A 15,924-nucleotide genomic window follows, 5' to 3' on the forward strand; every position below is an offset into this window, starting at 1 on the left:
AGTCAACATGGTACAATCGTTTAACGCACCTTACGAAGCGGTTGGAGAGGAACTTCTATCGCAACTTGTTGATACTTTTTATGAAAATGTAAAGTGTCATCCTTTGCTTCATCCTATTTTCCCGGATGACTTAAAAGAAACAGCAAGAAAACAAAAACAGTTTTTAACGCAATATTTAGGCGGACCACCGCTTTATACAGAGGAGCATGGCCACCCAATGCTGCGGGCGAGACATCTCCCTTTTCCGATTACTGAGGAGCGGGCTGACGCATGGCTTGAATGCATGGAGGATGCAATGGATCAAGTAGGATTAACCGGCGATATTCGTGACTTTTTATTTGAGCGGCTTTCTCTGACGGCTCGCCATATGGTCAACCAAACACCTGAAAAGGATGGACGATCTTGAGCTGCAATACGCACGATCAATATTTCTCACACTGTCACGGACATCCTCAAAAGCCGATTGAAATCTATGTATTCATTGATCCTCTAAGCCCGGACTGCTGGTTATTAGAGCCATCCATTAAAAAATTAAAAATGAAATATGGCCGTTTTTTCACTTTACGAACGGTAACAAGCTCTAGTATTAATGCATTGAATCGGAAAAGAAAGAAGCATTTACTGACTGAAGCATGGGGGAAATTTGCCACTAAAACACAGACCAAAAAAGAACAAATGCTGTCTGAACAAATTGTGACATCACCCTACCTCGCCTCACTCGCACTAAAAGCGGCGGAGCTTCAAGGTAGAAAATGCGGAATGAAATTTTTGCGTCTCATTCAAGAATCACTTTTTTGCCATCAGCAGGATGTCACAAGTGAGCAGGTACTTCTAGAAAATGCAAAAAATGCTGGACTGGACATCGAAGAATTCCAGCGTGACATTCATTCTCAAAGTGCTGTGAAAGCCCTACAATGTGATATGAAAATTGCAGCTGAAATGGACGTATCTGAGCTTCCAACCTTCGCCTTTTTTAATACCGTAAATGGAGATGAAGGATTAAAAATTTCAGGTGCCTACTCTTATGATATATACGAGGAAATCCTTTTTGAAATGATTGGTGAAAAACCAACACCTTCAGAACGGCCTCCAATTGAATGGTTTATTGCTTACTTTCAATTTGCTTCCGCAAAAGAGATAGCCGTTGTCTATGACTTGACGCTTGACGAAGTTGAACGAGAAATGAAGAAGCTGGCTTTCTCTCAAAAAGTAGAACGTGTACAAGTGCAGCAAGAAATGTTTTGGCGCTATAAAGAGAATGATCACCATACAGATCTTGATGTCTATCGCTGTGAGAATGAACATGGGTGCTGACCCATGTTTTTTCTTTACCTCCATCAGGAACGTTTGTTCTAATTATAAACACGAAGAAACCGCGCCGGGATAAGCGCGGTTTCACTATGTCTTAACGACAACAAAGGGGATGGGAGAAATTTTTCACGGTCAAACAAAGGGGTAATGTTTGTATGTGATTAATTTCACATCTGTAGTATATCAAATTTTGTCGACTTATGACAACAGATATACTATATGTTCATATTTTTGTCACAAAACATAAGAGGGTTGTCACTTTCATATAGTAAAAGTAACAAAAAAATGGGGGGATCTGCATGCGCAGCACAACTATTGGACTTGTTGCCATTGGCATATGTTTCTTTTTAAATATATTAGGCTTAATGAAGATGCTTCCTCTTTATTTGACGTCTCCACTCTTGTTTGCTTCGATTCTTTTTACGCTTTATCGAATGAATCACCGTAAGACCTTTAGAGGTTTTAAAGGTTGATGATTGACAAGGAACGGCCTCGACACCTGAAGAGGTCTTTTTTTATGAGAAAAAAACTCCTGTCAAAAGATGAGATAGCACTCACACCTCTGACAGAAGTCTTTTCATTACTCACCTGTTTTTGAGATAAGCTCTTCCATTTCTTTTAGTTTTTCTTCGAACAATTGACATGCTGCTTCAATTGGTTCTTTAGAAGCCATATCAACACCTGCTTTTTTCAGCACATTGATTGGATAATCAGAGCTTCCTGCTTTAAGGAAATCTGTGTAGCGCTCTACCGCTGGTTTTCCTTCTTGTAAGATTTGCTTGCTTAATGCCTGCGCCGCACTATAGCCTGTCGCGTATTGATACACATAATAGTTGTAATAGAAATGAGGGATTCTCGTCCACTCTAATCCAATTTCCTTATCAACCACCATGCCGTCACCAAAATACTTCTTATTCAGGTCATAATAAAGGTTTGTCATAAATTCTGGCGTTAAAGCCTCTCCTTCTTGTGCCTTCACATGAATAAGATGCTCAAACTCAGCAAACATCGTTTGTCTGAATACCGTTCCTCTAAATCCTTCTAACAAGTGGTTTAACACATACAAACGCTGCTTTTTATCGTCTAAATGATTAAGCAGGTATTCGCCTAGTAACGCTTCATTTGTAGTGGAAGCCACTTCAGCTACAAAGATACTATAGTTTCCATACGGATATGGCTGGTGCTTTCTTGTATAGTAGCTGTGGACAGAGTGGCCAAATTCATGAGCCAGCGTAAACAAATTATCAATATTATTTTGCCAGTTCATGAGGATATATGGATTTGTACCATAGCTTCCAGATGAATACGCACCGCTTCGTTTCCCTTTATTCTCATAAACGTCTACCCAGCGATTGTCGAGTCCTTCTTTTAACACGGACACATATTCTTCTCCTAATGGTGCTAACCCTTTCAGCATATAATCCTTTGCTTCATCGTAGGTGAGCTTCATGCCAGCATCTTTCACAAGTGGTGTATACAAGTCGTAATTGTGCACTTCATCAAGCTTTAATACCTTTTTACGTAATTCAATATAGCGGTGTAATAACGGTAAATATTGATGAACTGTATCAATTAGATTGTCATACACTTCTTCCGGAATGCTGTTTCGTGATAGTGCTGCTTCTCTTGCCGATTTATAATTTCGTACTTTTGCATAAAAATTATCCTTCTTAATCGAACCGCTCAGTGTAGAAGCAAGTGTGTTCTTATACTGATCATACGTTTTATACACAGCTTTAAAGGCATTCTTTCTCACTTCACGATCATCACTATTTAAAAATGTGATAAAGTTGCCGTGGGTAATTTTCTTTTCCTCTCCATTCTCATCCTTTACAGAAGGGAACGAAATATCGGCGTTGTTAAACATACTAAAAGTAGTAGATGAAGATGAAAGTGGTTCAGAGGCCTCAGCTAATAAAGCTTCCTGCTCCTCACTTAAAATATGTGGACGCTCTTTATTAATTTCTTCGAGAGCATGTGAATACAGTTTTAATTCTTCTTTTTCCAGTATGAATTGCTGCAATTTATCTTCTTGAATCGATAAAATCTCTGGAACAATATAAGCAGATGTACTAGACAGCTGTGTAAATAGATTTGATGCCTTATCATTTAACGCCTGAAATGATGAGTTCGTTGTATCTTCATCGTATTTCATGTGCGCATATGTATAAAGCTTGCCAAGCTTTTCAGAAAGTTGATCCTGAAAGGTTAGGGCTTCATACAGGACATCAGCAGAATGGGCCAGCTTGCCTTTAAATTGGGCCAGCTTCGGAATTTCTTTTTTGACCGCTTCGAATTCCTTGTTCCATGCATCGACGCTTTCAAAAATATCTTCAAGACGCCATTTGTTTTCTTCTTTTACTTCGCTTCTGTCTGGTAAATGATTGTTTTTGTTTTGTGAAGTCATATGAATCCCCCTTGCATGAGTTGTGTTGAACCAACCTTTCGGAAAGTGAAAAAAATTGGTGTTGTATTTATCTTCTTTGTTTTGAACTATATTTGTCAAATCATATGCAGAAATAAATACCAAACAGACTAAAAAAATGAGAAAAAAGCGTTTCTTTCGATTCAATAGCAGCACCACCTTTTTCTTATCATGATCAAAGTGGTCATGAAACATGCTAATGAAATAAGAAAGCATCCCGTTTTAACACTTCATCTACTGTTCGTATAGGCATTTGATTCGACGATACTTCATAATTACCCTCTTTCGTCATATGTAAAAACCCTTGTCTAACAAGCCCCTTTACATATGAAGTGATCACCTCTTTTATTTCTTCTCTTGAAACATCGCCATATCGGAGTTTTACTTCTTTCATTTGCACACATCGATTGATTTCCATCATCAGCTGTTGAATCGTCACTCTTCCGTTTCCTTTTTTCCTTATCATCCAATCATAGAGACACCCTTGCCAAACATACACGGGACTTGCAAAGATATACGCTTCTTGCACTGGGATAAATAATTCAGTTGGCAAAAAAGGGAATGCTGTTTGATGATGCTCATAAAAAATATCTCTCATACGTTTGCTTTCATTTGATAAAATGCGGGGAGGACGGTGCCTAAATTGCTGTATACATTTAAGCCATTGTTGGTTTACTTGATGCTTGCTTGAGGACAGAGATAAGAGTGCCGGAATTTCACGGTATGCTGAAGGTGGTCTGACAGTCATTGCGGCACATACTTTCGTTGGTTGAAACACGAGAAATTGATCAAGATGGATGAACCGATTCTGGATCGGGCAGAAAAAAATCAACCGCCGCTTCTCTGATTCCCTTAAAATTTCCCAATGAATGGAGGAGAAAGAAAAAAGCTGGGCAGATTTTCGTTTTAAACGATTTGCCCCTATCATCCATATAGGCCAGAATCCTGCTTCACGAAGACCCGCTGTTCTTCTTCGCAGCTCTTGCCGGGAAATATTTGCACATTGAAATTCGATTGCATAGGTTGTACTTCCTATAGAGACAGTGACATCAGGACGCTGATGAATCTTTGACATATACTTTTCCAGAGCCGGTTTATATCCAAGCCACTTCAGCCAATTCATAATGGCTTCCTTTCCCTCCTGATGATAAGCCGTTTCCCCTGAGGCTAACGGACATGCGGTCAGCTGTTTATGCGCAAAATGGTAGATACGATGCTCCCCTAGCTTTAATTGCACCTCCTCACTGCATTCAGGACAATAAAATTTGCACGTCGTCCTTACATGCTCCAGACGGCTTTTCGATAGATGATGTGTCATTCGGAGAAGCTTACCGTTATCCATAATTGCTGCATTCATTCAGTTCACCCCTTGTTCTTTGATGACCGTATTATAGCTTGTTCGTCTATAAGGAAGCGAATAGGCAAAATGAATTTTTATCGTGTCAAAAGATGATTTTACTGATCATTTCCTCAGTAAAATAAAAAATCCCCTTTTAGAAAAGGGGGAAAATACAATCTTTATAAAAGTGGTGACAATAATCTTGCTGTTGATTCAAACAGTCTGACCCTCAAAGGTCTCTTTGCAAATTCTTCTGGAACAATCTCATGTGACTGCTCTAAATCACCTAAGAAATCGTTGACGAGCTTCTCTGTGCTTTTCGTTTTATAAAGGAAGGCATTCACTTCAAAGTTCAAATGAAAGCTTCTCATATCCATGTTTGCCGTTCCAATCGAAGCCAGCTCGCTATCCACAATAATAAATTTACTATGCATAAAGCCTTGATCATACTCGTACACCTTTGCCCCTGCGTCAAGAAGCTCCGGGAAGTATGAACGAGATGCATGGAAGACAATTCGTTTATCAGGATTCTTTGGAGCAATAATCCGTACATCTACTCCGCTCAATGCGGCAATTTTCAATGCGGACAAAATATCATCATCCGGCACAAAATACGGTGATGCGATCCAAATGGACTTTTTGGCGGAGATGATCATGGAGAAAAAGAGATTTTTAATGACCTCCCACTGCTTGTCAGGCCCGCCAGCAATCATTTGTACGCCTTCTGTTGTACTCTCAAGGTGGCTGAAATCTTTGAAATAGTCCACACCTGAGCATCTTTCATTCGTCATATAATACCAATCCTGCATGAAAATCTGCTGGAGGTCGCGAACAGCTTCGCCCTTAATCATCAGATGGGTATCACGCCAGAATCCATATTGTCTGCTTCTACCCATGTATTCGTCACCAATGTTAAGTCCGCCGACAAATCCCACTTCTCCATCAATCACGACAATTTTTCTATGATTTCGGAAGTTGATTTTATTATTTAAAAGGGGAAGCCTTACTGGTAAGAACGGAACGATCTGAACGCCAGCCTTTTCTAGGTCAGCAATATATTGACGCGAGAGCTTTAAGCTTCCTACATCGTCATATAAAAAGCGGACAATCACACCATTTTTCGCTTTTTCAATGAGAATGTCCTTTAATTCTTGGCCAAGGTCATCGTGGCGGAGAATGTAATATTCTAAATGAATGTGATGTGTTGCTTTTTTGATCTCTTCAAAAATATGAGAGAATGTTTCTTCACCATTGGTTAAGACTTTAGAGGACGTGCGATATGTAATAGGGGTATGTCCAAGTCTATGGGCCAGCTTAAATAAGAGCTGCTGATGATCACCCATATGCGTCATTTTTTCAATCGCTTCTCTATGAATACGTTCATCCTCCTGGATTAACTGCTCGTCCAGTACCGCCTTCTTTTCAAACAGCCGGCGCTTTTTGATATTGCGTCCAAAGAAAATGTAGAACAAAAAGCCGAATAATGGAAAGCTGCCAAGGAGGACAAGCCATGTAATCGTTTGAGACGGATTCCGGTTCTCCAAGAAAATAACAAAGCCGATGAAAATAATCGATAAAGTAAATAGAACACTGACAGAACTTAATACACTTACCGCTAAATCACCGGCAATCAACTGGATGATTAAATAAGCACCTATCGTAATGATAAGAAAAAATAGAACTTTGACTACATTTCTCATTTCATTTTCTCCTTGCCGATCTCTTTATTTACCTATTCATTCAGATAAAAAAGTCGATTCCTCTATAGAAATCGACTTTTTGTTAGTTACGAGAAGTGCTGTTGAATCGTTTCAAGGGCATTCCCTTCGATAATCAGCTGACCGTATTCTTTCAGTCTGTAGATGCTGACCACTGATTCATGAGCATATTCAAGCAAAATGCTGAGCTTATTCTCCACTTGCTCATCTGACAAATCCTCGTGGAAGTCAACATATAGATAATAACGGTTTTCAAACGAATATAAACTTGTGGTAAAATCCTGCATATTTAATTGAGAAAGTGCAATCAAATCTTCAAAGTCATCCATTTTTAACACAAATTGAAGTTGAAGTTTTTTGTCCTTCTCATTATGTTCTTCTTGATCTTGCTCTTCTTTATTAAAATCATCAAGCAGTGCGTCTAAGCTTTCTTCATCTGTTTGACCTTTTTTATCTTCTGGAATCGGCAATTCGAGCTTTTGTCCATCTTTAGAAAGTTGGGCTTTTGTCACGACAATTTCAAGACCTTTGTCAAGTGCCTGTACTTGAATCCAAAGCGGTCCCTCTACTGCAAATTCTTCTTCTTCGTGCACTTCGTCCATTACTTCCCAAAACAGCTCTTCACTGCGCTCACGATTGTACCAAATCTCTTCACGGTCAAATCCGCGATCTTCAATATCACCGTAGGAAATATAAAATTTGACTGTATGTTCATTTATTCTTTCGATTTCCATTTTGCCAACCTTCCCTTCTATATAAGATGTTGAAGGGACATACAAGCTCCCAATTAATAGTACTTTACTACACTTTACCCGTTCCGTCTACATGTTAACCTTTTAAAGAATTGAGGTATTGCTTCGTACTGTCTATTTTATGATAAAACATGAATAAAAGAAATAAAAACGCATTTTTTGCAGAGAAAACTTGCAGAAACATATATTTGAATTGTCTTCATATATTGGTTGTACGAGCTCTATTTGGGACATGAGGTGAAATGGATGGAAACAGAGTGGATCGTATCCTTACTGATGATTATTGGCATAGACCTAATTTTAGGCGGAGATAATGCGCTCATTATTGCGATGGCCAGTCGAAGCTTATCACATGACAAACGCAATAAAGCCATTTTGATCGGCACACTTTTGGCCGTGCTGATGAGAATTACAATGACTGGTGCCGCAGTTTATTTATTGACTATCCCTTATTTGCAATTTATTGGCGGTCTTTTTCTCCTTTATATAGGATACAATCTGTTAATTGAACAAAAGAAGGAATCCATTCGGATTAAGAGCAGCGGCTCCCTTTGGCGTGCGGTTCAAACCATTGTGATTGCCGACCTCTTTATGTCACTTGATAATGTCATAGCAGTTGCAGGTGCAGCTAAAGGCAACATGCTACTGACCGCGTTTGGTCTTATGATTTCTGTACCGATTATTATTTGGGGAAGCAAGCTGATTCATGCAGCTTTAACCAAATTTCCGTTTCTTTTATACGGAGGAAGTGCGCTCTTGGCCTTTACAGGTGGCGAAATGATTGTGCGTGATGTGAAATTGACTGAATTTATGGCACAGCATGCCACGCTTGAATTGATGCTTCCGTTTTTAACCGTCATAGCGGTCATATTAGCCAGCCTCTTTTACGAGCAAACGGCTGAAAACAAATAAAAAAAGCTGCCAAATGATCGGCAGCTTTTCGTGTTTTTATTAGTTAGCAAGTCGCTGAGCTTCTCTTAGTTGGAATGTACGAACCGTTCTTGGTAAGAAACGTCTAATTTCATCTTCATTGTACCCAACTTGTAATCTTTTTTCATCCAAGATAATTGGACGACGCAGAAGACCTGGATGCTCATTGATTAGTTTATACAATTGTTGAAGCGGCATTGTCTCAACATTGACATTTAGTTTTTGGAATACTTTTGAACGTGTTGAGATAATTTCATCTGTACCGTCTTCTGTCATTCGAAGAATTTCTTTGATTTCATCGATTGAAAGAGGCTCAGAAAAAATGTTTCTCTCTTGATATGGGATATTGTGCTCTTCTAACCACGCTCTTGCTTTTCTACATGATGTACAGCTTGGTGATGTGTATAATGTTACCATAAATCTTCACTCCTCAATTTGTAGAATGAATATTGATCTGTATTCTTAAATTAAAATTGTTCTAAATAAGTAATCTTTATAGTGATTATACTATAAAAAAGTAAGTGTGAACAGATTTTCTTGCAATTTTTGTGACAAAAAGTAGACAATTTCATTCATTTTGTGGTGCTGCTTGATGTCTGAACATTCTCATTTAGTCGAGATGATCGAAAATATTTTTTTGCTTTCTATTTTCAATGACCTTCAATACATCATCAACATCCTCATACGATTGTCCATACCATTCTTCATCTTTATACGTATGGATTCGTTCATAGGTTTTCCTCATGGCTTCCATGATTTCTTCCTCATGATTTGTAAGAGGCGACCAATAAAGAATTTCCATGCGGTTCACTTCATTTGTTGCAAGTGACCTGCGTTTATAACCGATTGATTCTGCATGCTTGAAGTGCTCTCTTTGGTAAAACTTTAGGCGTTTTGCAGTATCTGCATCATCTTCATCTACAGGCTCGACCTCAAGCAAGATCGGTTTCTTTTTTTCCTTCAGCTTATGAATAAGCTTTGACCCGAGGCCTTCACCTCTTGCATCTTTGGAAACAAATAAATAATCAATAAAGATGAAAGAATCAAATTCGGCGTACATCATCACATGATGAGGTCCTTCCTCCTTATGATAAATATCACTTCTTTCCTTTAATAAAGCTTCCATATGCTCTTTTGACTTCATTTCTTCTATCGGGAAGTATTCACTGAGCTTTTCATACCAATTCATGGATCTGCTCCTTATGCTATAGTTAAGAACCACTTCCTTAGATATTCCCGATTTCCTGCTATTTAAACGCCTGTACTAGTAAGACGCAGCAAAGTCTTAAGTAGTTTCACTTTTTTTCAATTAACGTAAAAAATGTTTTATAACGAACGATTCATAACGAGTTGAAAACAGCCAAAGAGGATAAGTGTCATCGCAATTTGAAACATGATCAAATAAAGGTATTTTACACGACGTGCTTCTTGCTTCTGACCGCTTGTCTTTCGGTTAAGCATATATTCCACCGAAAAAGACACAATCCCAATGAGCACCATAAACGCAAGCATCCACTTTCCTCCGTTTGATTTCCTGAAAAAAGAAGTTGAAAAAAGCATGAATACAATGAGAACATGAAGTAATGAATAACGATAAGTTTTCCAATTGGACATCTGATTTCCTCCGGTATCTGCTTGTACTTAACTAAAAATTACCATCATCTTGTTTTTTTGTAAACTAAAAAAAGAAGCACTGACTTAGCAGTGCTTCTTTCTTCTTATGATTGTTTCGCCTGAAGCTCTTTGAATTCTTCCTCTGTGCAGCTCACAAAGTGACCTGGCTTTACTTCACGGAACTCGGTGTTTGTTCCTTTATGAACAGATGGGTCATACTTGATTCGTTTGCGGTTACGCTCATAATCTGGATCTGGAAGCGGAATCGCAGACAGCAATGATTTTGTATATGGATGCAGCGGGTTTTCGTATAATTCATTCGCTGGTGCCAGCTCAACCAATTTTCCGAAATACATCACGCCGATACGATCGCTGATGTATTTTACCATGGACAGATCATGCGCAATGAATAAATACGTTAAGCCTTTTTCCTCTTGAAGCTCTTTCAATAAGTTGACGACCTGCGCTTGGATCGACACGTCTAATGCAGAGATTGGTTCATCTGCGATGATGAAATCTGGCTCTACTGCTAATGCACGTGCAATTCCGATACGCTGCCTTTGACCACCAGAGAATTCATGCGGGTATCTGTTCGCATGCTCTTTGTTCAAGCCAACGGTTTCAAGTAATTGGTACACACGCTCTTTACGCGCTTGCTTTGTTTTCGCAAGGCCATGAATGTCGATGCCCTCTGCAATGATATCAAGCACTGTCATTCTAGGGTTGAGTGAAGCATATGGATCTTGGAAGATCATCTGCATTTGACGGTTGAACTCAAGCATTTTTTGTCTTGATTTCTTCCCGTGTACATTTTCCCCTTTATAAAGAACTTCACCGTCTGTCGCATCATAAAGTCTAATGATCGAACGGCCCGTAGTGGATTTACCACAACCAGACTCACCTACAAGACCAAGCGTTTCACCTTTGTAAATATCAAATGAAACACCGTCAACTGCTTTCACAGTTCCTCTTGCTGTATGGAAATGTTGCTTCAAATTTTTGATTTCTAACAGTTTTTCTGCCATGCTATTCACCCTCTTTTACTAATACAGGTTTTTCGTAGCTACCTTCTAGTTCACGCATTCTCGCCTTTACAGAAGCAGGCGGTTCAACTTTAGGTGCATTCGGATGAAGTAGCCATGATTTCACATAATGCGTATCTGATACTTTGAACATTGGCGGTTCTTGTTCGAAGTCAATTTTCATTGCATAATCGCTGCGGAGTGCAAATGCATCTCCTTTCGGCGGGTTTGTCAGATCTGGTGGTGTTCCTGGAATTGCCGTCAGCTTTCCTTCATCTCCGCCATCTGTGTCAAGGCTCGGCATTGATGCTAAAAGTCCCCATGTATACGGATGCTTTGGATTGTAGAAAATTTCATCGACTGTCCCTGTTTCCACAATCTGTCCTGCATACATAACAGCTACACGATCAGCGACGTTAGCAACAACACCTAGATCATGCGTAATAAAGATAATCGAAGTGTCAACCTTTTGCTGAATTTCTTTCATTAATTCTAAAATTTGTGCTTGAATTGTTACATCAAGTGCAGTCGTCGGCTCATCGGCAATCAACAGCTTTGGATCTGCTGCGAGTGCCATGGCGATGACAACCCTTTGTCTCATCCCGCCACTAAATTCGTGCGGATATTGTTTAATTCTTTTTTCAGGCATTGGAATTCCAACAAGCTCCAATAGTTCAATGGCTCTTTTTTCAGCCGCTTCTTTTGAAATTTGTTCATGCTTGAACAGCACTTCTGTAATTTGTTTCCCAACTTTCATCGTTGGATTCAAAGACGTCATCGGATCTTGGAAGATCATTGAGATGTCTTTTCCTCGAATGGTTTGCATTTGTTTCTCGGTTTTCTTGACAATATCTTGCCCATCAAACAGGATCTGTCCGCGCTTGAAATAACCCGGCGGCATCGGAATTAATCTCATGATGGCTTGTGATGTCACACTTTTACCAGAGCCAGATTCACCTACAATAGCAAGTGTCTCGCCTTTATTTAAGTGGAAGTTCACACCACGAATGGCTTGAACCTCTCCACCATATGTTTTAAATGAGATTGCAAGGTCTTTCACCTCTAGAATACGTTCACGTTCCATCCTAATCACTCCTTATTTACGCAACTTCGGATCTAAAGCGTCTCTTAGTCCGTCTCCAACCACGTTAAAACCAAACATTGTAATACAGATAAATGCGGCTGGGAACCATAATCTCCAAGGGTAGTACGTCATGGCCGGAATTCCGTCAGACGCCATTGTTCCCCAGCTCGCTAACGGAGCCGGTACACCAAGCCCTAGATAGCTTAGGAATGCTTCTGTGAAGATAGCAGAAGGAATCGTTAATGTCATCGTCACAAGAATTGGTCCCATTGAGTTTGGAATTAAGTGTTTAAATAAAAGTCTAGATGTTTTCGCACCTAATGTTTGTGCTGCAAGAACGTACTCTTGACTCTTTAATTGTAAAACCTGTCCCCGAACAATACGTGCCATGTTAATCCAGCCTACGACTGTCATGGCGAGGATTATCGTTAATAATCCTTTAGGAAGAACAACCATCATTAAGATGACCATTAATAGTGTTGGAATCGCCCATAAAACGTCTGCAATACGCATCATCACTTCATCTGTACGGCCGCCTTTGAACGCAGCAATACTTCCCCAAATAATACCGATGATTACGTCAAGGAGCGCTGCAGCAAGACCGATGAAGATCGAAATTCTTGCTCCGACCCATGTACGGACAAACATGTCACGTCCTAAATCATCTGTACCGAACCAGTGCTCTTTTGAAGGCGGCTGGTCAGCATTCAGCAAATCGGTCGTGGAGTAATCGTATTTAGAAAAAATCGGAACAAAGATGGCCAGCATCACAATAATAAAAATGATTGTGAGTCCAACCATTGCAAGTTTATTGGCACGGAAGCGAAGCATAGCATCCTTCCATAAAGATAGACTAGGTTTAGAAATTTTTTCAGATTCTGCTGCGTCAGCTGTCGCAGGCACAAATAAATCTTTTCTCATCTCTTCCATGTGTTAGACCCCTTTCTTCGCCTTCGTCAGTTTAATTCTAGGATCGATAATACCGTAGAGGACGTCAACGACTAGAATACTGACTAATAGAATAATACTGTAGAAGACTGTAACACCCATGATGACGGTGTAATCACGGTTTGTAATACTTGTGACAAAGTGAGAGCCTAATCCAGGGATACCAAAAATCTTCTCAACGACAAAACTACCTGTTAAAACTGAAGCAGCCATTGGTCCCATGTATGTGATAACAGGTAACAATGCGTTTCGGATGGCGTGTTTGATCGTCACAGCTGATTTTGTTAATCCTTTCGCTCTAGCCGTTCTAATGTAGTCACTATTTAGTACTTCAAGCATACTTGACCGTGCAAGTCTAGCGATAAATGCCATTGGCATGAAGGAAAGTGCAATAGAAGGTAGTACGGTGCTGGCCCAAGACTCCCATCCTGCAACTGGGAAGATCGCTATAATGCTTGCCTCAGATGCAAATACATATTGTAGTAGCGCCGCTAAAATGAAACTTGGAACTGAGATTCCAAAGATCGTTAAAATGGCAATCGTATAGTCTTGCCACTTGTTATGATAGAGCGCTGCAAGGACCCCAAACAATACACCAAATGCTAATGCGAGGAGAATTGCCTCAATTCCGAGGGTAAAGGAAACGGGGAATCCAGAACTGATTAAGTCATTTACGGTTTGTCCTTTATATTTAAATGAGGGACCAAAATCTAATTTTGCAACTGAACCTAGGTAGCTTACATATTGAACAAATAAGGGCTTGTCCAACCCGTAGTGCTCGTTTAGGTTTGCTTCAATTTCAGCAGGAAGTTTCTTCTCACCAGAGAATGGACCACCAGGTGCTGCCTGCATGAGAAAGAAAGTTGCAGTTACAATAACAAACAGTGTGATTAAAATATATATTAATCGCTTACCGATATATTTAAGCAACGGAATTGCACCTCCATGATTTTACAACAATTTCTCTAATCAGCAAGAAAGGTATATGGAGAGACATCCTCCATATACCTTAAGATCCTTGCCGTAGATCTCTTACACTATAACTCTTACTTTTCGAAATGTGCCCATTTGTATTGAACATCACCTAGTCCAGATACAACTACACCTTTAAGTTTTGGATCTTGTACCCAAAGCTGAGTGTAGAAGTAAATTGGTGCTACAGGCATATCGTCAATGATGATTTCTTCTGCTTTTTTCAGCATTTCTTCACGCTTCGTTTGATCTGTTTCTTTTGCAGAATCATTCAACAATTGTTTGTACTCTTTGTTTTCCCAGCCAGTGTCGTTGTTTCCACCGTCTTTATCTTTGTAAAGCTCAAGGAAGTTGACTGGATCATTGAAGTCACCTAACCAGCCCATACGTCCGATTTGGTAGTCTCCGCTGTGGATTTTGTCGATGTATACGTTCCACTCAGAGTTATCAAGTTCAACTTTCACGCCTAAATCTTTTTTCCACATTTCTTGAATTGCTTGAGCAATCTTTTGGTGGCCTTCATCTGTGTTGTAAGAAAGTTTCAATGTTGGAAGATCAGAAACAGACTTGTAACCTAATTCTTTCACACCTTTTTCAAGAAGTTCTTTAGCAGTTGCTACATCATGATCTTTGAAGTAGCCAGTTTTGTTGTCAGTGAACCCTTTCATTGTCGGTGGAACGATTGCCATTGCTGGAACTTGTTCACCTTGCGTAATTTTGTCAACGATCGCTTGACGGTTGATTGAGTAAGTAAGGGCTTTACGGATGTTTGCATTGTTTAAAGGTTTTACTTTTGTGTTGAATTTGTAGTTATAGATACCAGCGATCGTTTGGATTTTCAAACCGCCATCTTTTTTCAATGTTTTTAAAGACTCAGTTGGTAGGCTTCCAGTTGGAGAACCAGCCCAGTCAAGCTCGCCTTTTTTGAACATGCTAAGCTCAGTGTTTGTATCTTTGATCATAGACATGTTGATCTTTTTCAATTTCACAGTATCTTTATCCCAGTATTCATTGTTCTTTTCAAGCGTGATAGAACCGCCGTGTTTCCATTGAGAAAGAACGAATGGTCCGTTAGATACGTAGTTTTCACCAGCATTTGTGTACCAGTTTTTATTCTTTTCAGCCACTTTTTGGTTGATTGGCATATAAGTATAGAATGCAGTTAGTTCAGTAAAGAACGGTGTTGGGTTCTCTAACTCAACTACAAGCGTCTTGTCGTCTTTAGCTTTAATGCCAACATCATCAACTTTTGCTTCCCCTTTATTTGCTGCTTCAGCACCTTTAATATAGTAAAGCTGGTAAGCATATTGAGATTCATTTTTAGGATCTAATGCCCATTTCCAAGCATATTCGAAATCTTTAGCTGTGACAGGGTCACCATTAGACCATTTTGCATCACGAAGTGTGAATGTGTATGTTTTACCATCAGCACTTGTTTTGATATCAGAAGCCATTGCATTTTCTGGCTTTCCTTCAGCGTTAATTCTTGTTAATCCCTCAAAAGTCTGACGGATGACACTACCTGAAGTTGAATCATTTGCCAATCCCGGATGTAGAGAAAAAGGCTCAGTGGAGATATTCACATTTAATGTTGTTTTAGCCTCTCCAGAACTGCTCGTGCTGTCGCCTGATTTGTTTCCGCTGAAACCACAAGCGCTTAATACAAGTGTGAAAATAAGCATTAAAGTAACAACAGACCAACGCTTTTTCAACTGTATTCCCCCTTATAATATGTTTTTAGTTCAAAGGTCTCGATAGAAGATGAGATTCAGATTTAAGAAATAGCGTAAAAAAGTCCCTGAATAGCTT

The 15,924-nt window shown here is 39.5% G+C and carries 16 protein-coding genes; 4 read left to right on the forward strand and 12 right to left on the reverse strand.

The window, feature by feature from the left end:
• The first annotated feature begins 7 nt into the window (after positions 1-7).
• The 3 genes from ACLGGR_RS03700 (at position 8) to ACLGGR_RS03710 (ending at position 1,784) form a co-directional block, all read left to right on the forward strand.
• Positions 8-406 (forward strand): globin domain-containing protein, encoded by a 399-nt coding sequence (locus ACLGGR_RS03700; protein WP_008355333.1) that lies wholly within the window; start codon positions 8-10, stop codon positions 404-406.
• Positions 403-1,314, forward strand: coding sequence for a ClpXP adapter SpxH family protein (locus ACLGGR_RS03705; protein ID WP_142944514.1), 912 nt, complete (start codon positions 403-405; stop codon positions 1,312-1,314). The genes ACLGGR_RS03700 and ACLGGR_RS03705 overlap by 4 nt, the downstream gene beginning before the upstream one ends.
• A gap of 296 nt (positions 1,315-1,610) precedes the next feature.
• Positions 1,611-1,784: a hypothetical protein gene (locus tag ACLGGR_RS03710; protein ID WP_185907577.1), complete on the forward strand. Its 174-nt coding sequence runs from the start codon at positions 1,611-1,613 to the stop codon at positions 1,782-1,784.
• A 107-nt stretch (positions 1,785-1,891) separates the two neighbouring features.
• On the opposite strand, the gene pepF is transcribed toward ACLGGR_RS03710, so the two are convergent.
• From pepF to mecA, 4 genes are all read right to left on the reverse strand, one after another.
• The gene (pepF, locus tag ACLGGR_RS03715) at positions 1,892-3,718 is read right to left on the reverse strand and encodes an oligoendopeptidase F (protein ID WP_282707040.1); all 1,827 of its coding nucleotides are present in this window, start codon (positions 3,716-3,718) and stop codon (positions 1,892-1,894) included.
• A 214-nt stretch (positions 3,719-3,932) separates the two neighbouring features.
• Entirely contained in the window at positions 3,933-5,093 is a 1,161-nt protein-coding gene (locus ACLGGR_RS03720) for a competence protein CoiA family protein (protein ID WP_410972522.1), read from the reverse strand.
• A gap of 161 nt (positions 5,094-5,254) precedes the next feature.
• Complete coding sequence (cls, locus tag ACLGGR_RS03725; protein ID WP_323647275.1) at positions 5,255-6,775, reverse strand: cardiolipin synthase; 1,521 nt, start codon at positions 6,773-6,775, stop codon at positions 5,255-5,257.
• An 86-nt stretch (positions 6,776-6,861) separates the two neighbouring features.
• Entirely contained in the window at positions 6,862-7,527 is a 666-nt protein-coding gene (gene mecA, locus ACLGGR_RS03730; protein WP_251215649.1) for an adaptor protein MecA, read from the reverse strand.
• Positions 7,528-7,791: 264 nt separating this feature from the next.
• Between mecA and ACLGGR_RS03735 the strand changes: the two genes are divergently transcribed.
• Complete coding sequence (locus ACLGGR_RS03735) at positions 7,792-8,457, forward strand: TerC family protein (RefSeq protein WP_142944510.1); 666 nt, start codon at positions 7,792-7,794, stop codon at positions 8,455-8,457.
• A 39-nt stretch (positions 8,458-8,496) separates the two neighbouring features.
• Here the strand turns inward: ACLGGR_RS03735 and spxA are convergent, their stop codons facing one another.
• The 8 genes from spxA to ACLGGR_RS03775 all read right to left on the reverse strand — a co-directional run bounded on the left by spxA (position 8,497) and on the right by ACLGGR_RS03775 (position 15,827).
• A complete protein-coding gene (gene spxA / locus ACLGGR_RS03740; protein ID WP_003211421.1) occupies positions 8,497-8,892 on the reverse strand; it encodes a transcriptional regulator SpxA in 396 nt (131 codons plus the stop codon).
• A gap of 193 nt (positions 8,893-9,085) precedes the next feature.
• Complete coding sequence (locus ACLGGR_RS03745; RefSeq protein ID WP_048238487.1) at positions 9,086-9,664, reverse strand: GNAT family N-acetyltransferase; 579 nt, start codon at positions 9,662-9,664, stop codon at positions 9,086-9,088.
• A gap of 137 nt (positions 9,665-9,801) precedes the next feature.
• Entirely contained in the window at positions 9,802-10,089 is a 288-nt protein-coding gene (locus tag ACLGGR_RS03750) for a hypothetical protein (RefSeq protein WP_323647277.1), read from the reverse strand.
• Positions 10,090-10,193: 104 nt separating this feature from the next.
• Positions 10,194-11,114, reverse strand: coding sequence for an ABC transporter ATP-binding protein (locus ACLGGR_RS03755; protein ID WP_024425041.1), 921 nt, complete (start codon positions 11,112-11,114; stop codon positions 10,194-10,196).
• Between the two features lies 1 nt (position 11,115).
• A complete protein-coding gene (locus tag ACLGGR_RS03760; protein WP_024425042.1) occupies positions 11,116-12,195 on the reverse strand; it encodes an ABC transporter ATP-binding protein in 1,080 nt (359 codons plus the stop codon).
• A 12-nt stretch (positions 12,196-12,207) separates the two neighbouring features.
• Positions 12,208-13,125 (reverse strand): ABC transporter permease, encoded by a 918-nt coding sequence (locus tag ACLGGR_RS03765; RefSeq protein ID WP_048238483.1) that lies wholly within the window; start codon positions 13,123-13,125, stop codon positions 12,208-12,210.
• A 3-nt stretch (positions 13,126-13,128) separates the two neighbouring features.
• Entirely contained in the window at positions 13,129-14,073 is a 945-nt protein-coding gene (locus ACLGGR_RS03770) for an ABC transporter permease (protein ID WP_047201795.1), read from the reverse strand.
• A gap of 116 nt (positions 14,074-14,189) precedes the next feature.
• Positions 14,190-15,827, reverse strand: coding sequence for a peptide ABC transporter substrate-binding protein (locus ACLGGR_RS03775; protein WP_251215653.1), 1,638 nt, complete (start codon positions 15,825-15,827; stop codon positions 14,190-14,192).
• Between the last annotated feature and the right edge of the window lie 97 nt (positions 15,828-15,924).

The sequence above is a fragment of the Bacillus sp. BD48 genome (genome assembly GCF_046566805.1).
Lineage (GTDB): Bacteria > Bacillota > Bacilli > Bacillales > Bacillaceae > Bacillus > Bacillus safensis.